The organism is Streptomyces sp. NBC_00009, from assembly GCF_045040855.1.
GTDB classification, from domain to species: Bacteria; Actinomycetota; Actinomycetes; order Streptomycetales; family Streptomycetaceae; genus Streptomyces; species Streptomyces aureus.
The window spans coordinates 7,721,714-7,740,465 of record NZ_CP108312.1; the positions used below are offsets into that span (position 1 = coordinate 7,721,714).

Annotated in this window: 18 protein-coding genes; 7 read left to right on the forward strand and 11 right to left on the reverse strand. The window is 71.3% G+C overall.

What is annotated here, in order from left to right:
- The first annotated feature begins 16 nt into the window (after nt 1-16).
- Entirely contained in the window at nt 17-952 is a 936-nt protein-coding gene (gene hemC, locus OHA58_RS35000; RefSeq protein ID WP_405483722.1) for a hydroxymethylbilane synthase, read from the forward strand.
- Nucleotides 953-1,073: 121 nt separating this feature from the next.
- Here the strand turns inward: hemC and OHA58_RS35005 are convergent, their stop codons facing one another.
- Entirely contained in the window at nt 1,074-2,228 is a 1,155-nt protein-coding gene (locus OHA58_RS35005) for a serine hydrolase domain-containing protein (RefSeq protein ID WP_405483723.1), read from the reverse strand.
- A gap of 108 nt (nt 2,229-2,336) precedes the next feature.
- Between OHA58_RS35005 and OHA58_RS35010 the strand changes: the two genes are divergently transcribed.
- Together OHA58_RS35010 and OHA58_RS35015 are read left to right on the forward strand one after the other, a co-directional pair.
- Entirely contained in the window at nt 2,337-3,527 is a 1,191-nt protein-coding gene (locus OHA58_RS35010; protein WP_405483724.1) for an MFS transporter, read from the forward strand.
- A gap of 137 nt (nt 3,528-3,664) precedes the next feature.
- Complete coding sequence (locus OHA58_RS35015) at nt 3,665-4,453, forward strand: hypothetical protein (protein WP_405483725.1); 789 nt, start codon at nt 3,665-3,667, stop codon at nt 4,451-4,453.
- Nucleotides 4,454-4,476: 23 nt separating this feature from the next.
- Here the strand turns inward: OHA58_RS35015 and OHA58_RS35020 are convergent, their stop codons facing one another.
- The 5 genes from OHA58_RS35020 to OHA58_RS35040 form a co-directional block, all read right to left on the reverse strand.
- Entirely contained in the window at nt 4,477-4,953 is a 477-nt protein-coding gene (locus OHA58_RS35020; RefSeq protein ID WP_405483726.1) for a (2Fe-2S)-binding protein, read from the reverse strand.
- Between the two features lie 11 nt (nt 4,954-4,964).
- A complete protein-coding gene (locus tag OHA58_RS35025) occupies nt 4,965-7,340 on the reverse strand; it encodes a molybdopterin cofactor-binding domain-containing protein (protein WP_405483727.1) in 2,376 nt (791 codons plus the stop codon).
- A 188-nt stretch (nt 7,341-7,528) separates the two neighbouring features.
- Nucleotides 7,529-8,842 carry an aldehyde dehydrogenase family protein gene (locus OHA58_RS35030; protein WP_405483728.1) on the reverse strand — a complete coding sequence of 438 codons (1,314 nt, stop codon included), beginning with the start codon at nt 8,840-8,842 and terminating at the stop codon, nt 7,529-7,531.
- Between the two features lie 98 nt (nt 8,843-8,940).
- Nucleotides 8,941-9,561: a TetR/AcrR family transcriptional regulator gene (locus tag OHA58_RS35035; RefSeq protein WP_405483729.1), complete on the reverse strand. Its 621-nt coding sequence runs from the start codon at nt 9,559-9,561 to the stop codon at nt 8,941-8,943.
- A gap of 2 nt (nt 9,562-9,563) precedes the next feature.
- Nucleotides 9,564-10,259: a type 1 glutamine amidotransferase domain-containing protein gene (locus OHA58_RS35040; RefSeq protein ID WP_405483730.1), complete on the reverse strand. Its 696-nt coding sequence runs from the start codon at nt 10,257-10,259 to the stop codon at nt 9,564-9,566.
- Between the two features lie 149 nt (nt 10,260-10,408).
- Between OHA58_RS35040 and OHA58_RS35045 the strand changes: the two genes are divergently transcribed.
- Nucleotides 10,409-11,368 (forward strand): LysR family transcriptional regulator, encoded by a 960-nt coding sequence (locus tag OHA58_RS35045; protein WP_405483731.1) that lies wholly within the window; start codon nt 10,409-10,411, stop codon nt 11,366-11,368.
- Nucleotides 11,369-11,398: 30 nt separating this feature from the next.
- On the opposite strand, the gene OHA58_RS35050 is transcribed toward OHA58_RS35045, so the two are convergent.
- Nucleotides 11,399-11,791 (reverse strand): nuclear transport factor 2 family protein, encoded by a 393-nt coding sequence (locus tag OHA58_RS35050; RefSeq protein WP_116500671.1) that lies wholly within the window; start codon nt 11,789-11,791, stop codon nt 11,399-11,401.
- Between the two features lie 71 nt (nt 11,792-11,862).
- Between OHA58_RS35050 and OHA58_RS35055 the strand changes: the two genes are divergently transcribed.
- The gene (locus tag OHA58_RS35055; protein ID WP_405483732.1) at nt 11,863-12,432 is read left to right on the forward strand and encodes a PadR family transcriptional regulator; all 570 of its coding nucleotides are present in this window, start codon (nt 11,863-11,865) and stop codon (nt 12,430-12,432) included.
- Between the two features lie 22 nt (nt 12,433-12,454).
- Here the strand turns inward: OHA58_RS35055 and OHA58_RS35060 are convergent, their stop codons facing one another.
- Entirely contained in the window at nt 12,455-13,054 is a 600-nt protein-coding gene (locus tag OHA58_RS35060) for a uridine kinase (protein ID WP_405483733.1), read from the reverse strand.
- Between the two features lie 46 nt (nt 13,055-13,100).
- Nucleotides 13,101-13,730 (reverse strand): hypothetical protein, encoded by a 630-nt coding sequence (locus OHA58_RS35065; RefSeq protein ID WP_405483734.1) that lies wholly within the window; start codon nt 13,728-13,730, stop codon nt 13,101-13,103.
- Nucleotides 13,731-14,093: 363 nt separating this feature from the next.
- Between OHA58_RS35065 and OHA58_RS35070 the strand changes: the two genes are divergently transcribed.
- Nucleotides 14,094-14,603: a YceI family protein gene (locus tag OHA58_RS35070; protein WP_405483735.1), complete on the forward strand. Its 510-nt coding sequence runs from the start codon at nt 14,094-14,096 to the stop codon at nt 14,601-14,603.
- 24 nt (nt 14,604-14,627) lie between these two features.
- Here OHA58_RS35070 and OHA58_RS35075 read toward each other — a convergent pair whose 3' ends face one another.
- Complete coding sequence (locus tag OHA58_RS35075) at nt 14,628-15,332, reverse strand: TetR/AcrR family transcriptional regulator (protein ID WP_405483736.1); 705 nt, start codon at nt 15,330-15,332, stop codon at nt 14,628-14,630.
- Nucleotides 15,333-15,373: 41 nt separating this feature from the next.
- Nucleotides 15,374-16,552 (reverse strand): FAD-dependent oxidoreductase, encoded by a 1,179-nt coding sequence (locus tag OHA58_RS35080; RefSeq protein ID WP_405483737.1) that lies wholly within the window; start codon nt 16,550-16,552, stop codon nt 15,374-15,376.
- Nucleotides 16,553-16,725: 173 nt separating this feature from the next.
- On the opposite strand from OHA58_RS35080, the gene OHA58_RS35085 reads away from it, so the two are divergent.
- Nucleotides 16,726-18,690 carry a M13 family metallopeptidase gene (locus OHA58_RS35085; RefSeq protein WP_405483738.1) on the forward strand — a complete coding sequence of 655 codons (1,965 nt, stop codon included), beginning with the start codon at nt 16,726-16,728 and terminating at the stop codon, nt 18,688-18,690.
- Nucleotides 18,691-18,752: the final 62 nt, after the last annotated feature.

The following is an 18,752-nucleotide window of genomic DNA, read 5'->3' on the forward strand; positions in this document are numbered from 1 at the left end:
CCCCTATCCTGGGGCCATGTCCGCCCCTGAACTGATCCGTATCGTCTCCCGCGACTCGCCCATGGCGCTGGCCCAGGTGGAGCGCGTACGCGCCGAACTGGCCGCCCTGCACCCGGGAATCCGCACCACGGTCGTCCCCGTCAAGACGACCGGCGACAAGTGGATGGGCGACCTGTCCCTCGTCGAAGGGAAGGGGGCGTTCACCAAGGAGGTCGACGCCGCGCTGCTCGCCGGAGAGGCCGACCTCGCGGTGCACTGCGTCAAGGACGTGCCCGCCGACCGGCCCCTGCCCGCCGGAACGGTGTTCGCCGCGTTCCTCAAGCGGGACGACATCAGGGACGCCCTCATCCACCCGGGCGGTCTGACGCTGGATCAACTCCCGTCCGGCACACGGATCGGCACCTCGTCCGTGCGCCGCATCGCCCAGCTCGCCGCCGCGTACCCGCACCTCGAGTGCGTGCCGATGCGCGGCAACGCGAACCGGCGCCTGGAGAAGCTCGCGGCGGGCGACGCCGATGCGCTCCTCCTTGCCGCTGCCGGCCTCGAACGCATCGGTCGTACGGATGTGATCACGGAGATCCTGCCGGCCGAGGTCATGTGCCCGCCGATCGGCGCCGGGATCCTGGCTCTTCAGTGCCGTGAGGGCGACAGCGACCTGATCGACACGATCTCGGGGCTCGGTGACCCCGACGCCCACCGCGAGGCGAGCGCGGAGCGCATGTTCCTCCACGTACTCCAGGGGCACTGCAACAGCCCCATCGCAGGGTTCGCCAGGGCGGAGCGCAGCGGTGATCTGTCGCTGCGGGCCTGCGTGTTCACCCCCGACGGCAAGACGGTACTCAACGCGCACGAGTGGGCCGGCCCCCTCGACCCCGCCACCCTCGGCACCTCGGTCGCCGTGGCCCTGCTGCGCCAGGGGGCGCGTGAGCTGATCGACTCGATCGCGCACTGAACACCCGGCCCGTCACTGCGAGGCGAGCCACTCGCCGTACCACGCGAGGGTGCGGTCCCGGGTCTCGCCGAGCGGTGTGGGGCGCGTGTCGAAGGTCGTCTCGAAGGCGGGCGCCTGACGGTCAGGCGGTCTCGGCGGCCGCGTACCGCCAGAAGTCGCGCATCAGCGCGGGCGGGGTCGGAGCGGTCATTTCCACCTGTGTGAGCAGGATGCCGACCGCGCCCGTGGACGGGACGAGGTGCGCCGCGGTCCCGGTGCCGCCGACCCAGCCGTAGCGGCCCATGACGTTCCACGGATCGACGGGTGCCACGTCGACCGAGCCGCCGAAGCCCCAGCCCTGGCCCTCCGTGAACAGGCCGCTGGCTTCGCGCTGGGCGGGCGTCAGATGATCCGTCGTCATCTGCCGTACCGCATCGGACGACAGGAGCCGCCTGCCGCCTGCGACCCCCTCCGCGAGCAGCATCCTGGCGAAGGCGTACCAGTCGTCGGCGGTCGAGACGAGCCCGCCCGCGCCGGACGGGAACTCGGGCAGGCTGCTCCACTGTCCGTCCGGCGCGTCCGCCAGTTCGAGGCCGCCCTCCGTGCGCGGGCGGTAGGACGTGGTGAACCGGTCGAGCTTGCCGGCCGGTACCTCGAATCCGGTGTCGGTCATCCCGAGCGGCTCGAAGACACGCTCGGCGAGGAAGTCCGGCAGCGCGCTCCCCGACACCCGGGAGATCAGCACCCCCTGGATGTCGGAACACGTGTTGTACAGCCATGCCTCACCCGGCTGGTTGAGCAGCGGGATACGGGCGAGACGCGCCATCCACTCGTCGGGCGGCGGGACGAGCTGGGGGGAGAGGCCGTGCTTCTGGAGGCCGAAGAGCGACTGGACCGCCGGCAGCGAGAAGTCGGACGGGAAGCCCCACCCCGCGCGGAACGTCAGGAGATCGGCCACCGTGATCGGCCGGGCCGCGGGGACCACGTCGTCGACGGGAGCGTCCGGCGTGCGGACCACGACCGGTTTCGCGATCTCGGGAAGCCACCGGTCGACCGCGTCGTCCAGCGCGATCCGTCCCTCGTCGACCAGCATCATCACCGCGGCGGCCGTGATGGGCTTGGTGATCGAGGCGATCCGGAAGATCGAGTCCCGGGCCATCGGCGAGCCGCCGCCGAGAGCGGCCGAGCCGGCGGTCTCCACCTCTACTACCCGGTCCCCACGGGCCACCAGCGCCACCGCCCCCGGCAGCGAGCCGTCACGGACGTGCGGCGCGAAAATGTCCTGCAAGCTGGTCATCGATCCACCTTCCCGAGTGTGCGGTCGAAGGGGAGACTCCCCACGCGGCGCCGAATCATCGGGCGGGGCGCCGCCGACGCACCCGAAAGACGGCGGGGAGGAGGCCGGATGAGCCAAGACGCGACAGCGATGAGGCCCTGGCGGTTCGTGGTCTGGTTCGGCACGGTCAGCCTCCTCGCCGACTTCGTCTACGAGGGCGCCCGCTCGGTGACCGGCCCGCTCCTCGCCTCGCTCGGCGCATCCGCGGCCGTCGTCGGCGCGGTGACGGGAGCGGGCGAGGCGGCGGCGCTCCTGCTGCGCCTCGGCTCGGGACCGCTGGCCGACCGCAGCGGCCGGTTCTGGGGGTGGGCGATCGCCGGTTACACGCTGACCGTCGCCAGCGTCCCCCCGCTCGGCTCGACCGGAGTGCTGTGGGCGGCCTGCGCGCTCGTCATCGCCGAACGGGTCGGCAAGGCGGTGCGCTCACCCGCCAAGGACACGCTGCTCTCGTACGCGGCGGCGGCCACCGGGCTCGGCAAGGGGTTCGCGGTGCACGAGGCGCTGGACCAGGTGGGCGCGTTGCTCGGCCCGCTGACGGTGGCGGGGATGCTGGCTCTGACGGGCGACGACTACGGGCCCGCGCTCGCGGTCCTCGCGGTGCCCGGCGTCGCCGTACTCGCCCTGCTCGTACGGCTGCGGCGCCAGGTCCCCGACCCGGCGGCCTACGAACGCGCGGTCACACCCAAGAGCGAGCAGCCGCAACCCGGCGCCCGACTGCCGCGCGACTTCTGGGTGTACGCGTCCTTCACCGCCGCGACGATGACGGGCTTCGCGACGTTCGGTGTGCTCTCCTTCCACCTCGTCGCGCGCGGGCTCGTCCCGACCGCCGCCGTCCCCCTGCTCTACGCGGCCGCCATGGGCGTCGACGCGCTGGCCGCGCTGGCGACCGGGTGGGTGTACGACCGGGTCGGGCCACGTGTGCTGATCGTCCTGCCGGTCCTGTCGGCGGCCGTGCCCGCGCTCGCGTTCACGGACTCGCTCGCGCCGGTCGTGCTCGGCGCCCTGGTATGGGGTGCGGCGACCGGTGTGCAGGAGTCCACCCTGCGCGCGGTCGTGGCCGATCTCGTCGCGCCTGGCCGCAGGGCGACGGCCTACGGCGTCTTCGCCGCGGTCGTGGGTTTGGCCGCGTTCGCCGGAGGAGCACTGACCGGGGTGCTCTACGACACCTCGATCCCTGTGCTGATCGCCGTGGTGGCCGCGATCCAGGCCACGGCCGTACTCCTGCTGGCCGTCACCGGCTTCAGGGTCCGCCACAAGTGACAGCCCGGCCAACGCACCCGTGATCTCCGTCAGTTGAGCCTGAACGCCGGTCGTGGACCCCCGATCCGCGACGCGCGAGGTCCGGATTCGGCCGCACGTCTCGGCGGGCGGAGGGAGTTGCGCATAGGCTTCGCGCCATGCTGCGCCTCGTCGATGCCTGTTCGGGCCTTCCTGTCGCTCCGGTGATGCACCGGAGCGTGGTGCGCATCGGCGTACCCGTGGCCCTTCCCGAGGGCGGCGAGGCGCTCTCCGACGTACGGGCGATGCTCGTCGCCGACGTCCTGACCCGCGTACTGGAACTGTCGGGAACCATCGCGTACACGGGGCTGATCTGCCCGGACGGGGCCGACACGCGACGCGCGGCGCTCCAGGTGCGGGCCGCCGAACTCGGCATGCACCCGGCCGCCGCCCACGGCGACGAGCGGGGCGTGGAGGGTGAGCTGGGCGGGCCGTTCGCCGTCCGTTTGAGCCGGAGCGAGGAAGCACCGGACGAGGCGGACGGGGACGTCATCCGGCTTGCTGTCGCCGACGCCCACGCCGCTGACGGTGTCGCGGACAGGGCCGACGACCCGCTGGCCCTGCGCCTCGCCCTGCTGACCGAGCCGCGCACCGAGCCGCTGCGCCTCGCTCCCGCGACGGTGTCCGCCGCCCATCACACGCTCCTGCGCTGGCGGCACGCGGTGGCCACCTGGGCGGACAGCCCTTCGCGGCCCATGCCGGGACCTGCCCGCGACAGCATCCGCGACTGCCTGGAGGACGACCTCGACCTGCCCGGGGTGCTGCGCACGCTGCACCTCCTGGAGCACTCCGGGGACGCCCCGGCCGGAGCGCTCTTCGAGACCTTCGCGTACGTGGACCGGGTGCTCGGCCTGGACCTCGTACGCGACGTCGGCAGGGGACCCGCGCCGCCGCGGCCGCTGACGTAGCCGGCCGCCGGCGTTGCGGCTCCTCACATGTTCTTGGCGCCCGCCCTGATGGCCTCGCGGATGCGGGTGTACGTGCCGCAGCGGCAGATGTTGCGGATCTCGTCGAGGTCCGCGTCGGTGATGTCGCGGCCGTCCTCCGCCGCGCGGCGGACCTTGGCGACCGCCGTCATGATCTGGCCCGGCTGGCAGTACCCGCACTGCGCGACGTCGAGGTCGAGCCAGGCCTCCTGCATCGGGTGGAGGTCCTTGCCCACGGTGGCGGGCAGACCCTCGATGGTGGTGACCTCGTCGTCGGGGCCGATCTTCGACACCGGCACCGAGCACGGGTTGAACGCCTTGCCGTTGATGTGCGACGTACAGGCCTGGCAGACGCCGAGGCCGCAGCCGTACTTGGGTCCGGTGACGCCGAGCAGGTCGCGCAGGACCCACAGCAGCCGTACGTCGTCCTCGGCCTCGACCGTGATCTGCTCGCCGTTGAGCTTGAAGGTGTGACTGGGCATGGCGGGGCTCCTCAGAACGCGCGGTCGAGACCGTCGGTGGGGGACTGGGGTGTGGACGGTTCGAGCGGCAGTGGGTCGAAGGAGAGGGTGCCGTGGTTGATCGGGAAGCTCGTCGGCAGCGTGCCCGTGGCACGGGCGTAGGCGCAGGCGATGGCGGCGAACGCGGGCGCGACACCGAGCTCGCCGGCCCCTGAAGGCTTGTCACCGGTGGACGGCATGACGATGACCCGCAGGTCGGGCGGGGTGTTCCACTGCCGCGTGTAGAAGTAGTGATCCCAGCTGCCCTCCAGCGGGATGCCGTCCTTGATGTGCAGGCTGGACGTGAGGGCCATCGCGAGCGCGTCGTTCATCCCGCCCATCATCTGGGCTTCCAGACCACGGGGGTTGATGGCGAATCCGGCGTCGACGACCATCAGGGCGCGGGTCACGCGCGGGCCGGTCACCCCGTCCCTGACCTTGCGGTTCACCGTCTCGGGCCGGCAGTCGATCTCGACGAGCGAGGCGACCGCGCCGCGGTACTCCGTGTGCAGGGCGATCCCCTGCGCGACACCGGCGGGCAGCGCCCTGCCCCACTCCCCGGCCTCGGCCGCCTTGTCCAGGACGGCGCGCAGGCGCTCCTCCTTGAGGAACTCGCGGCGGAACGCGACGGGGTCCTTGCCCATCTTCGCGGCCAGTTGGTCGACGACGAGTTCGCGCGCACACGCCACATTGGGCGAGTAGATGTTGCGCATGCTGCCGGTGTTGAACTTCAGCGGCACCTCGTTGAGGAGCTGCGTGGTGACACCGAAGTTGTACGGCGTGGACTGGGTCAGCTGGAAGATGGTCTCGGCGAACGTGAGGTTGCCGGCCACGGGCAGCTTCGCCGCCGTCGACGTGATCATCTCGCCGAGCCCGTGCCCGAAGTCGGTCTGCGAACTGGTGTGGCGCTGCTCGTAGCTGACGACGTTGCCGAGCGCGTAGGTGGCGCGCACCCGCGAGATGCACATCGGATGGGTCCTGCCCTGCCGGAAGTTGTCGGTCCGCGACCACGACAGCTTGACCGGCTTGCCCATCTTCTGCGAGATCTCCGCGGCCTCGGCAGCCACGTCGTGGAACAGATGCCGCCCGAACGAACCGCCGCCCTCCACCACATGCACCGTGACGGCCGTCTGCGGCAGCCCGAGCCGGTCGGCGATGTCGCGCTGCGCCACGATCGGAACCTTGAGGCTCGCCCAGATCTCGGCGCGGTCGGAGCGCACGTCGGCTATCGCGTTGTCCGGCTCCAGCGGGCTGTTGCTGGCGAACGCGAAGGTGAACTCGGCGTCGATCTTCTTCGTGAGGAGCGGCGGAACGACCATGGGCAGCGCCGCGGCCCTGAGCCTGGCGAGGACGGTGTCGTCCGACTCCTTGTCCACGGTGCCGGGGCCCCAGGTCACTTCGAGCGCGCGCAGTGCGTCGATGCACTGGCCGAACGTCTCGCCGCGTACCGCGACACCGTGCTTGACGGTGGCGACATCGGTGATGCCCGGCATGTTCCTGACGGCGTCGGCGTTCGCGACGGAGACCACGGTGCCGTTGACCGTGGGCGGCCTGCGCACCATCGTCGGCTTCGCGTCGGGCACGTGAAGGTCCATGCCGAACTTCTTGGCGCCGGTCACGATGTCGCGTGCGTCGACACGGTTCTGCGGCGTGCCCAGGATCGTGAAGTCCGACGTGGACTTGAGGTGCGCGGAGGCGGTGACGGTCCGCGCGCTGGCGGCGGCCTCGGCGAGCGAGCCGTACGTCGCGCTCTTCGCGGCGCCGTCCGTGATCACGCCTTCCCGCGTGGTCAGTTCGGACTCCGGCACACCCCACTGCTGCGCGGCCGTGGCGACGAGCCGCTGTCTGGCCACGGCCGCGGCGGAGCGGACCGGGAGGTAGATGCTGCGCATCGAGTTGGAGCCGCCGGTCAGCTGGTTCATCAGGAGTTCCGGGCGGGCGTCGGCCAGGGACACCCGTACCTTCGCCAGGGGCAGGTCCATCTCCTCGGCGATCATCATGGCGACCGCCGTGGTCATGCCCTGTCCCACCTCGGCGCGCGGGACCGCGAACGACGCCGTCCCGTCCGAGTGCACCTGGACGGAGATGAGACCGGACGTGGGCGCCGCCGCCAGGGTCTGCATGTCACCGAGGTCGAAGAGCTCCTCCGGCTGCGGCAGCGAAGGCACCGCGGCCTCGGCGGACTCGCCGCCCACGGCGTCCAGGCCGAGGCGCGCGCCGACGGCGAGCGTCGGAGCGGCGAGCAGATACGCGAGGACCCTGCGCCGTCCGGGACCGCCGGGACCATCGGGACGTTCAGATTGTGCGGGTTGTGCGGCTTGTGCGGCTTCTTCCACGGGGTCGCGTGGCGAACGGCCCTGTTCTGCCATGGGGTGCCTCCCGGCGCACGGATTGAGTTGATCAACCGGGGAGCCTAGGGCGCGGGAGGCGGGCGGGGCACACGGTGCGGGCAAGCTCCACATGACTGCCACACACTCGCGTATGCGAGGCAGTTGAGACCCACGGCTCGCGGCTGCGGGAGGGGCGGGCCGCCGGGACCCGCCCCACCCTGCCGGACTCAGCCCAGCGGTACGTCGAGCCGGGCCTTGCGGTGGCTGAACGTCGCGATGGAGTGCGGGCCGTGGTAGCTGCCGAGACCGCTCTCGCCGACTCCGCCGAACGGCAGCTCGGGGACGCGGAGATGGGCCATCGGCAGCCCGAATCCAATGCCGCCGGAGGACGTCTCGTCGGCGAGGCGGCGCCGGGTGTCCTCGCTCTCGGTGAAGCCGTAGAGGGCGAGCGGCTTGTCGCGGTCGTTGATGAACTCGATGGCCTCGTCGAGCCCGGCGACCTCGACGATGGGCAGGACGGGGCCGAAGATCTCCTCGCGCATGACCGGCTCGTCGGGCTTCACGCCGGTGAGGACGGTCGGCGCGATGTAGGTGTCGTCGCGGTCGGTCTGCCCGCCGAAGGCCGTCGTCCCGGAGTCGAGCAGCGCGGACACCCGGTCGAAGTGCCGCTCGTTGACGATGCGGCCGTACGCGTCCGAGGCCTGCGGGTCGGTGCCGAACATCACCTCGACCGCCTTGGCGAGCGCGGCGGCGAGCGCGGGGGCGGTCTCGGGGTCGGTGAGCACATAGTCGGGGGCGACACACGTCTGCCCGGCGTTGCGGAACTTGGCGCCCGCGAGACGCTCGGCGACGCGGTTCAGATTGACGTCGCGGTCCACGAACACCGGGGACTTTCCGCCCAGTTCGAGGGTGACCGGGGTGAGGTGCTCGGCGGCTGCCCGCATGACGATGCGGCCGACCATGCCGTTGCCGGTGTAGAAGATGTGGTCCCAGCGCTGGGCGAGCAGCTCGGTCGTCTCCGGGATGCCGCCCTCGACGACGGCGACGGCCTCCTTGTCGAGGTACTCGGGCACCAGACGGGCGATCAGCGCGGACGTCGCCGGGGTGACCTCGCTCGGCTTGAGGACGACGGTGTTGCCGGCCGCGAGCGCGCCCACGAGCGGCACGAGCAGCAGCTGCACCGGGTAGTTCCAGGGCGCGATGATCAGGACGGTGCCGAGCGGGTCGTACTGCGTTCCGGCCGCCGAACCGTCGGGCAGGCCCGCGAGGGCGCCGGACGCCACGGGCCGGGGGCGAAGCCACTCGTCGAGATGGTTCAGGGTGTGGTCGATCTCCCGTACGGGGAAGTCGATTTCGGTGGCGAAGGCGTCGGCGCGCGGCTTGTGCAGATCGGCGTACAGGGCGTCCGCGATGTCACCGCGGTGCTCGGTGAACAGGGCGCGCAGCCGGGTGAGCTGCTCCTTGCGCCGGGCGAGCGGCTTGGTGCGGCCACCGGCGAAGGTGGTGCGGAGGCGGGCGACAAGGTCTTCGATGTCGGTCACGAGGGGTCTCCTGCGAGGGGGTGCCCGGCGGGTGTCGAGCGGGAGGTCAGGGGTGGGGAGAGCGCGGCGGTGGCCTGCGGTCGGCACAGTGTGGCCGGTCAGGTGGGGGGCGTCGCGGATCCGGGCGGCGCCCCGCCGGGCGTTGTCACCCGCGAGGTGCACTCGGATATGGGGCTGGTGAGGAGCCCTGCGAGCAGCGCGTCCGTGGCCGGGGTGAACAACTGCCGCGCGTCGGACACCGACTCCAGGCCGACCACCAGGGCGATGCAGATGTCCGCGGCCTCGGCGGGTGCCACGGCGGCGGGGGTGCCCGCCTCCGTGAACAGGCCGGTCAGCAGCCGGCGCAGATCGGCGGTGAACGTGTGGCAGATGTCGCCGAACAGCCGGGCCTTGGCGTCGAGCAGCTGGGCGGAGTGCGGCGAGTCCCCGGCGAGGCGAAGCACCAGCTCGAGCTTGGCGGCCAGGACACCCCGGACGCGCTCGGCTACGGGGGTGTCCTCGACGGCCGCCGCCCGCCGCGCCCGCTCCAGCGCCTGCGTGTGCAGACGCTCCGCGAGCCGGCGGAAGGCGTCGTCCTTGTTGCGTACGTACTGGTAGACCGCGGACCGGGACACGCCCATCGTGGAAGCGATGTCGTCCATCGTGGTGCGCCGAACGCCGTACCTGGTCAGGCAGTCGTAGGCGGCGTCGAGGACCTCGTCGAGCCGGTCGGCGCCCATCGTCAGGCCAGCTTCTTGAGCAGCTCGGCCGCGAGCGGGGCGGCGGAGGACGGGTTCTGGCCGGTGACCAGGTTGCGGTCGACGACGGTCTTCGGGGCCCACGGCTCGCCCTCCTGGAAGTCCACGCCCGCGTTGAGGAGGCGGTCCTGGAGCAGCCACTTCGCCTTGTCGGCGAAGCCGGCCTGGGTCTCCTCGGTGTTGGTGAAGCCGGTCACCCTGTACCCGGCGAAGGCGTTGGTGCCGTCACTCTTGATCGCGGCGAGCATGGCGGCCGGGGCGTGGCAGACGATGCCGAGCGGCTTGCCCGTCTCCAGGGCGAGGGTGAGGAGCCTGCCCGAGTCGGCGTCGGCGGAGAGGTCCTCCATGGGGCCGTGGCCGCCGGGGTAGAACACCGCCGCGTAGTCGTCGAGGTTCACCTCTTCCAGCTTGACCGGGTGCTGTAGTTCGCCGAAGGAGGCGAGGGCCGCCGCCACCTGGTCCGCGCCCGCCTGCCCGCCGTTGAACTCGGGTGCGAGGGAGCCCTTGTCCACGGTCGGGACGACGCCGCCGGGCGTGGCCACGACGATGTCGTGGCCCGCGGCCTTGAAGGCTTCGTACGGGGCGACGGCCTCCTCGGCCCAGAAGCCGGTGGGGTGCAGGGTGCCGTCGGCCAGCGTCCAGTGGGTGGCGCCGGTGACTACGAAAAGGATCTTCGACATGGTGAGTGCTCCGAGGGTGCGGGCCCGCGGGCCCGGAGGACGGGTTCGGATCGCGGAACCTCTGACGCTTTGTGCTCAGATCGTCAGTGTGTGGCGATGGCACCGACCGTAGGGCGGGTCTCCCATAGGAATCCAATAGGGTGGCCAATATGAGAAATAGGGATTCGAATGGGTCTCCGGGAATAGGCCGGACGGCGCACACGGGCCCGCTGGACCTGAATCTGCTGCGTACCTTCCTCGCGGTGTACCGGTCGGGTTCCTTCACCGCGGCCGCGCGACTGCTCGGCCTGTCGCAGCCGACCGTCACCACGCAGATCCGCGCGCTGGAGCGGCAGCTGGACCGTGAACTGTTCGAGCGGCTGCCGCGCGGTGTCGCTCCCGCCCCCTTTGCGGACGAGCTCGCGTCCCGCGTGGTCGACCCGCTCGACGCCCTCTCGGCCGTCGCCGGACAGGGCGGTCCCGGCACGGACGCCGCGGCCGAGCCCGTCCATCTGGCGGGACCGGCCGAGATGCTGTGCCACTGCGTCCTGCCGGCGCTGGCGCCCCTGGTCGAGAAGGGGGTGCGGCTGCGCGTCGCCACCGGGCTGACCGACCCGCTCCTGGAGGAGCTGCGCACCGGCCGGCACGACCTCGTCATCGCCACCGCCCGGCCCCGCGGCCGCAACCTGACGTCGGTGCCTCTCGCAGACGAGGAGTTCGTCCTGGTCGCCGCCCCGGCCTGGGCGGACCGTATCGGCGGCCCGCACCGGATCGCCGCCGACGGGCCCGGGATGCTGCACACCGTCCCGCTCATCACGTACGCGGAGGAACTCCCGATCGTCCGCCGGTACTGGCAGCACGTCTTCGGCAGGCGCCTGACCTGCAAGGCCGCCGTCACCGTGCCCGATCTGCGCGGTGTCGTGTCCGCAGTGGCGGCCGGGGCCGGATTCAGCGTGCTGCCCCGCTATCTGTGCCGCGAGCTGCTCGCCGCGGGGGCGCTCGTTCTCCTCCACGACCCGGAGGACCCGCCGTTCAACACCGGTTACGTCGTCCAGCGCCCCGGCACGCCGGACAACCCGCACATCGCCCTCGTCCGTGACCAGCTCCTGGAGGCCGGCCGGGGCTGGTGACCCCGGCCGGCCTCCATGCCGTGGCGGCGGCTACGCGCCCGCGGCCTCCTGCCGGATCCGCTCGAACTGCGCCCCCATGGCCTCGGAGAGCGCCTCGGCGCCGGACAGGGGGCGCACCATGACGGTGAGGTCGTCGATGAGCCCGTCCTCGTCGAGGTGGATGAAGTCACAGCCGTTGACCTCGCGGTCGCCGACGCGGGCCACGAAGACCAGGGCGTGGTCGCGGCCGTCGGCGCTGTTGATCTCCCGTACGTAGCGGAAGTCCTCGAAGACCCGTGTGACGCCCCGCAGGATCGCGGCGGTGATCGCCTTGCCCGGGTACGGGTGGAAGGCGACCGGGCTGGTGAACACGACGTTCTCGGCGAGGAGCGCCTCGACGGCGTCGGGGTCGTTCGCTTCCACGGCCTTGCGGAATGCCTGCATGCGCGCGCTCCATAGTCAATTTGTTGAATAGGTGCGGCCGAGATTAATCGTGCCGGTGTTAGCGTGTCCAGATGTCTCTGAAGCACGCGGTCCTCGCGGCTCTCCTGGAGGGCGAGGCGTCGGGGTACGACCTGGCCAAGGTGTTCGACGTGGCGGTGGCCAACTTCTGGTCCGCGACCCCCCAGCAGCTCTACCGCGAACTGGAGCGCCTCGCCGGGGACGGCCTGGTCGAGGCTCGGGTCGTGCCGCAGGAACGCAGGCCGAACAAGCGGATGTTCACGCTCACCGACGCGGGACGCGCCGCCCTGGACGACTTCGCCGTCGCCCCGCCGAGGCCCACCGCCATCCGCGACGAACTCATGGTCAAGATCCAGGCCTCGGACAGCGCGGACCCGGACGCCGTGCGCGCGCTCGTCGAGGAGCGCATGGGGTGGGCGCGCGGCAAACTGGCCCGCTACGAACGCCTTCGGGAGCGGCTCCTCGACGGGCGCGACGAGGACACGTACCTGCGCGACGCCGAACGCATCGGCCCGTACCTGACGTTGATGCGCGGCCGCTCCTTCGAGGAGGAGAACCTCCGGTGGGGCGAGCGCGTCCTGGACATCCTGGCGCGACGCACCTCACGTGCCGGCCGGTCCTGAACTCCCTTACGGACGTAGCTGTCTACCGCAGGCGCATGTAGGTGTGCGCCGGATCGGCGGGCACGGTGTGCGGGTTGCCGTCGACCACCACGTCGGCCCGCTCGCGTGTCCCGTCCTGGGCGAAGTGCTCGTCCTCCGCGGCCATCCACGTACGCCACAGCGGCAGCGCGTCCTCGCCGTCGCGGACCAGGCCTCTGCGCAGACGCACCGCGCGTCCCGTCTCGACCCACACGGCGCAGGTGAGACGGTCGGCGACGGCCCGGCGTGCCGTCGACACACCTTCGAGGACGAGGGTGTGGCCGACGGGAACGTCGTGCCACTCGGCGAGTTCGCGCCGTACCCAGTCGTAGCGCTGGAACCGGCCGGCCACCCCGCTCCCCAGCGGCCGGAGCACCTGCTCCTCGAGGCGGGGCCACCAGCCCAACGGGTCGTCCCATGAGGCGAAGTCGTCCGTGTGCACGATCCGCGCGCTGCCGAGTGCCCCGGCCAGGCGCTCGGCGAACGTGCTCTTGCCCGCCCCCGACGGGCCGTCCACGGCGACGAGCCTGACCGGTCCGCACCGCGGCGCCGCCGCCCGGATGCGGGACGCCAGTGCGGTGTACGTCTCAGGGGCGGGTTCCATGAGGGCGCACGATAGCGGTGGTTGTGCGGTGCCGGGACCGAATATCTCAGGCGTTCGCCGGAGCGTCCTTCTTGTCGGCGTCCTCAGTGGTGGCCGCCGCGGCCGGAAGGGCGGTGTAGAACACGGACTTGTTCTGCTTGGTGCGCTCGGCCTGACCGCGGGCGACGAGGGACTCGAGGGTGTTGCGTACGACCGTGCCGCCGGCCTTGCGCTCCGGGTGGGACTCGGCGAGCGTCGTCGTGACCTCGGCTGCCGAACGCGGCTCGGTGCTCGTGGTGATGAGGTTCAGGACCAGTTCCCGCAGGGTGGGAGAGCCGGGGGTGCGGGGCTGCGCGGCGGTGGGTGCCTTCTTCGCGGCGGGCTTCTTGCCGGCCTCCTTCTTCGCGCGCTGCTTGGGTGCCGCGCTCTCGCCCTTCGGCTTGCGTGCCTTGGGGAGTTCGACGGGAGACTCCGCCTTCGGTGCTACCGGCGCCTCCTCGGCCACCGCCGCCGTGCCTTGACCGGAGAGTGCCTCGCGCATTCCCGCCAGCAGGGTGCGGTCGTGGTCCAGCGTCTGGAGCTGCTCCTGAAGTGCGGCCAACTCGGCGGCGACGCGTTCCTGTTCCTTCGCGTTGCGCTCGAGGTCGGCCTCCACTTGGGCGGAGTACTGGGACTTGAGCGTGTTGCTGTCCGACATGACTGCCCGCTTCCTGTTGCTGTGGGGCTGTGTGTGTTGGTGCCGAAGGGTACTCACACCACACACACTTGTGCACGGTTCTTCGCTGCATTGCTCCTGCCCGGTGTTGGTGGGGTGACACCATGTACGGCCGTGCGGGCCGCTTCGGACGGTGTCGAACCCGGATGGGAACACCTCTGCGTGGGATGGCAGTTGGTCGCATCGGGTGGACGTGGCGCCTGTTCGGTGGCCGTCGGCAGTGACATTTGTACCGGCCGGGCGACGACATCTCGCTCTGCCGCATGCCATCCGCCACCCGACATGCTGAGGTCAGCCGCCGCGCCGGCGGCGTCGAGACCGACGGAGGTCATGGTGGCATCGCGAGTGGGAGAACATCCTGTGCCGGAGAGCGGCACGTACGAGATCGATCCGGCGGCGTCGAGCGTGAACTTCCGTATGCGCACGGTCTTCGGGCTGTTCCCGGTGCGGGGGAGCTTCCGGATCACGCGGGGACGGATCGACGTGGCCGGACCTGTCGAGAAGTCCACGGTGGACGTGAGGATCGGAGCGGACACGTTCGAGTCGGGTGTGGCGCGCCGCGACGAACACGTACGGTCGGCCGACTACCTCGATGTGGCGACCCATCCCGAGTTCGCGTTCCGTGGTGACGGCATCGAGGCCGGGTCCGACGGGACAGTCCTGACGGGGGAGTTGACCGTCCTCGGTGTCAGCCGGCCGATCGATGTCACCGTCGAGAGCGTGACTGTCGAGGGTCGCCGTCTGACGGTCGTGGCGTCGGCTGTCGTGGACCGTTACGCGTTCGGTGTGACCGCCGCGAAGGGCATGACCGGCCGCCGGCTGACCGTGCGCCTGGATGTCAGGGCGACGCGTTGACCTGCCTCGACAGCTGGTGGGGGGTCACGGAGCGTCGGTGGTGGACGGCCTGGGCGTGTGCGGCATCCCGTTGATCAGTACCCGCAGGCCCCAGCCGAGGCGGGCCTCGCCCGGCCCGGACAGCAGCTCGTCACCGAGCGCCGCGAGGCGCGGGTGGGTCGTCGCGGACACGTCGCGCAGCGCGGTGGTCAGCGCGTCCCAGTCGCCCTGGGCGTCCTCGTCCCGGTCGCGGGTGGACTGCTCGGCCGCGGTCGAAGTGGCGTACTGCAGAAGGGCGTCCACGCCCCATGCGGCCTGCGCGTCCGGGATGCCGCCCTCGGCGAGCAGCGCGAGGAGGGCTTCGAGCAGGTCGAGGTAGTGCTCGCCGGAGGGCATCGCCACCAGCGCCGACCGGGCGAGGCTCGGATGCTCGAACAACACCGCGGTGTACGAGGACAGGATCCGCACCAGGCGGTCCTGCCAGTCACCCGGAGCGGTGGCGGGGGAGAGGTCGACCGCGCCGAGCAGCTCGTCCAGGATGGCCGCGTGCAGCTCGGCGGTGTTGCGCACGTACACGTAGAGCGAGGCCGGACCCGTGTCGAGCTCTTGCGCCAGGCGGCGCATGGTGACGCGCTTGAGGCCTTCGTCGCGCATGATCGCGACCGCGGTCGCGACGATGCCGTCCCGGGTCAGGGCGGGCTTGGCCGGACGCTCTCGGCGGCTGCGGGGTGCTGCGGGCTGGGGGGACACGTGCTCACCGTAACGAGCCGGGTTCGTGACGAACAAGTTCGTCACGAACCCGTTCCCGGGGCTTCCGCCTCCTCGCGGAAGGACGCGAACATGTCGAGCAGGCCCTGCGGGGCGTCGGGGTGGAAGATGACGTCGAGGTTGTCGGCGGACCCCGCCGCGGCGTGCTCGCCGCGGGGGAAGAGTGCCTCCTCGTAGACGGTGAGGGCCTTCTCGGTCTCACCGGGGTGCGCCAGGACCGCGGCGGCCAGCTCGGCGCCGTCGAGCATCGCCAGGTTGGCGCCCTCCCCGGCGAACGGCGACATCAGGTGCGCGGCGTCGCCGAGCAGCGTCACACCCGGGACCCGGTCCCACCGGTGTCCGACGGGCAGGGCGTGGATGGGCCGCGGGATGAGCGCGCCGTCGGCGTCGCCGATGAGTCCGCGCAATGCCTCGTCCCAGCCGTCGAAGGACGTGAGGATACGGGCCTTGGCCGCCTCGGTGTCGGTGAAGTCGATGCCGCTGGTGGTGAACCAGTCGGCGGGCACCCTCAGCGCGCAGTAGACGTGCAGCCGGCCGTCGCTCTCGCGGTGGGCGAGGAAGCCCTTCTCGTCCCCGAGCGCGAACAGCGATCCGCCGCCGACGACTTCGGCACTCTCCGGGTGAAGGGTGTCCGCGTCGTCGAGGTGCGCCTCGACGAACGAGATGCCGGAGTAGGCGGGGCGGGCGCCGGAGAGCAGCGGGCGGACCTTGGACCAGGCGCCGTCGGCGCCGACGAGCAGGTCGGTCGTGAAGGTATCGCCGGACGCGAGGGTCACCTCGTGGCGGCCCCCGGTCAGCGGGCGGGCGCCGGTGACCTTGGCGCCCCAGCGGATGGTGTCCTCCGGCAGCGAGGCGAGCAGCATGTCGCGCAGATCGTGCCGGCTGACCTCCGGCCGGCCGTCGGTGCCGCCGCCGTCGCTCTCCTCCATGCGTACGGTGCCGTGCTGGTCCAGGATCCGCATGGCCTCGCCGCCCGGGTGGATGGCGGCGAGGAACTCCTCGTGGAGACCCGCGGCGCGCAGTGCGGCCTGGCCGGACTCGACGTGCATGTCGAGCATGCCGCCCTGGGGGCGGGCGGCGGCGGAGGCCTCCAGGTCGTAGACGGCCGCTTCGACGCCGCCGAGGTGCAGGACGCGCGCGAGGACGAGGCCGCCGAGGCCTGCGCCGACGATCGCGATGGGGTGGTGGGTCGTGGTGGTCATGGGGTGCTCCTTCGGATGGGGGTGGCGCCCGCCGTTCCGGGAGCCTCCTCACGAAGGTAACGAACATGTTCGTTACGAACAAGTTTGTAACGAACATGTTCGTTCTGCGCCATGGTGGACCCGGCCCGGGGGATTGCGAAACGTCCCGGCCGCGCCTCGCATAAGCTGCCTCGATGAGCATTCTTGATGACGCCCGCCCGGGTATGAACCCCGAGATCCGGCCGCAGGACGACCTGTTCGGCCACGTCAACGGCCACTGGCTGGACACCGAGCCGATCCCCGAGGACCGCTCGAGCTGGGGCCCCTTCGTGCAGCTCGCCGACACCGCCGAGGAGCAGGTCAAGGCGATCATCGAGGAACTCGCGGCGGGGGCCGAGTCGACCTCGGCCGACACCGGCGAGGCACGCAAGATCGCCGCGCTCTACGCCTCCTTCATGGACGAGCAGGCCATCGAGGCGCTCGGTCTCGCGCCGGCGCGCCCGCTGATCGACGAGGTCGCGGCCATCGCCGACCTCCGCGGCCTCGCGACGTTCCTCGGCCGCTTCGAGCGCGTCGGCGGCTCCGGCCTCTTCGGGTCGTACGTCGACACCGACGACCGCAACTCCGACCGCTATCTCGTCAACGTCGTGCAGGGCGGCCTCGGCCTGCCCGACGAGTCGTACTACCGGGACGACAAGTTCGCCGAGATCCGCGACAAGTACGTCACCTACCTCACCGATCTTCTGACGCTCGCCGAGCACGCCGATCCCGCGGCCGCCGCGCGGACGGTCCTCGCCATCGAGACCAAGCTGGCCGCGGGCCACTGGGAGCGGGCCGAGACCCGTGACGTGCAGAAGACGTACAACCTCACCGCCCTGGACGAACTCAAGGCCCTGGCACCGGAGTTCGACTGGCACGGCTACGCCGCCGGGCTCGGTGGCACCGACGCAACCATCGCCGAGACCTGCGTCCGGCAGCCCTCGTACTTCGCCCACCTCTCCCAGGTCCTGACCGAGTTCCCGATCGAGCAGTGGCGCGACTGGGTGCTGGTGCGCGTGCTGCGCGCCTCGGCGCCGTACCTCTCGGACGCCTTCGTCCAGAACAACTTCGACTTCTACGGGCGCACGCTCAACGGCACCCCGGAGCTGCGTGCCCGCTGGAAGCGCGCCGTCGCGCTCGTCGAGGGCGCGATGGGCGAGGCCGTCGGCAAGGAGTACGTGGCCCGGCACTTCCCGCCGGCGTCCAAGGCGATGATGGACGAGCTCGTCGCCAACCTCCTGGAGGCCTACCGCCAGTCGATCGCCCAGCTCGACTGGATGACCGACGAGACGAAGGAGCGGGCATACGAGAAGCTCGCCACGTTCCGCCCCAAGATCGGCTACCCGGACAAGTTCCGCGACTACTCCAAGCTCCAGGTCACCGTGGACGACCTGGTCGCCAACGCGCAGGCGGCCGCGGCGTTCGAGACGGACCGCGAGCTCGCCAAGATCGGCTCGCCGGTCGACCGCGACGAGTGGTTCATGCTGCCGCAGACGGTGAACGCGTACTACAACCCGGGCACCAACGAGATCTGCTTCCCCGCGGGCATCCTGCAGAAGCCGTTCTTCGCGCCCGACGCCGACCCGGCCGAGAACTACGGCGGCATCGGCTCCGTGATCGGCCACGAGATCGGCCACGGCTTCGACGACCAGGGCGCCCAGTACGACGGCGCGGGCAACCTCAACGACTGGTGGACCGCCTCCGACAAAACGTCCTTCGAGGCCAAGTCGAAGGCCCTCATCGAGCAGTACGACGGCTTCTCGCCGCGCAACCTGCCCGGCGAGTCCGTCAACGGCGCGCTCACCGTCGGCGAGAACATCGGCGACCTCGGCGGCCTGACCATCGGCCACAAGGCGTACGTCATCTCGCTCGGCGACACCCCGTCGCCGGAGCACGGGGCCACCAGCGGTTCCCAGCGCCTGTTCCTCAACTGGGCCTACTGCTGGCGCACCAAGCGGCGCAAGGAGCAGGAGCAGCAGTACCTGACGATCGACCCGCACTCGCCGCCGGAGTTCCGCGCGAACATCGTGCGCAACCTCGACGAGTTCCACGACGCGTTCGGCACGTCGGACAGCGACGGCCTGTGGCTCGACCCGGCGGACCGCGTGCGTATCTGGTAGCGCGCCCGTGACGCGTGGCCCGTACTTTCCAGGAAGGTCCCTTCCTGGAAAGTACGGGCCAC

Excerpts from the sequence above, each read along its gene's own strand:
- OHA58_RS35045 (WP_405483731.1), top strand. The coding sequence starts at position 10,409 with ATGAGAAATAGGGATTCGAATGGGTCTCCGGGAATAGGCCGGACGGCG.
- OHA58_RS35025 (WP_405483727.1), bottom strand. The coding sequence starts at position 7,340 with ATGGCAGAACAGGGCCGTTCGCCACGCGACCCCGTGGAAGAAGCCGCA.
- OHA58_RS35010 (WP_405483724.1), top strand. The coding sequence starts at position 2,337 with ATGAGCCAAGACGCGACAGCGATGAGGCCCTGGCGGTTCGTGGTCTGG.
- OHA58_RS35055 (WP_405483732.1), top strand. The coding sequence starts at position 11,863 with ATGTCTCTGAAGCACGCGGTCCTCGCGGCTCTCCTGGAGGGCGAGGCG.
- OHA58_RS35020 (WP_405483726.1), bottom strand. The coding sequence starts at position 4,953 with ATGCCCAGTCACACCTTCAAGCTCAACGGCGAGCAGATCACGGTCGAG.
- hemC (WP_405483722.1), top strand. The coding sequence starts at position 17 with ATGTCCGCCCCTGAACTGATCCGTATCGTCTCCCGCGACTCGCCCATG.
- OHA58_RS35060 (WP_405483733.1), bottom strand. The coding sequence starts at position 13,054 with ATGGAACCCGCCCCTGAGACGTACACCGCACTGGCGTCCCGCATCCGG.
- OHA58_RS35065 (WP_405483734.1), bottom strand. The coding sequence starts at position 13,730 with ATGTCGGACAGCAACACGCTCAAGTCCCAGTACTCCGCCCAAGTGGAG.
- OHA58_RS35005 (WP_405483723.1), bottom strand. The coding sequence starts at position 2,228 with ATGACCAGCTTGCAGGACATTTTCGCGCCGCACGTCCGTGACGGCTCG.
- OHA58_RS35035 (WP_405483729.1), bottom strand. The coding sequence starts at position 9,561 with ATGGGCGCCGACCGGCTCGACGAGGTCCTCGACGCCGCCTACGACTGC.
- OHA58_RS35050 (WP_116500671.1), bottom strand. The coding sequence starts at position 11,791 with ATGCAGGCATTCCGCAAGGCCGTGGAAGCGAACGACCCCGACGCCGTC.
- OHA58_RS35080 (WP_405483737.1), bottom strand. The coding sequence starts at position 16,552 with ATGACCACCACGACCCACCACCCCATCGCGATCGTCGGCGCAGGCCTC.
- OHA58_RS35040 (WP_405483730.1), bottom strand. The coding sequence starts at position 10,259 with ATGTCGAAGATCCTTTTCGTAGTCACCGGCGCCACCCACTGGACGCTG.
- OHA58_RS35085 (WP_405483738.1), top strand. The coding sequence starts at position 16,726 with ATGAGCATTCTTGATGACGCCCGCCCGGGTATGAACCCCGAGATCCGG.
- OHA58_RS35015 (WP_405483725.1), top strand. The coding sequence starts at position 3,665 with ATGCTGCGCCTCGTCGATGCCTGTTCGGGCCTTCCTGTCGCTCCGGTG.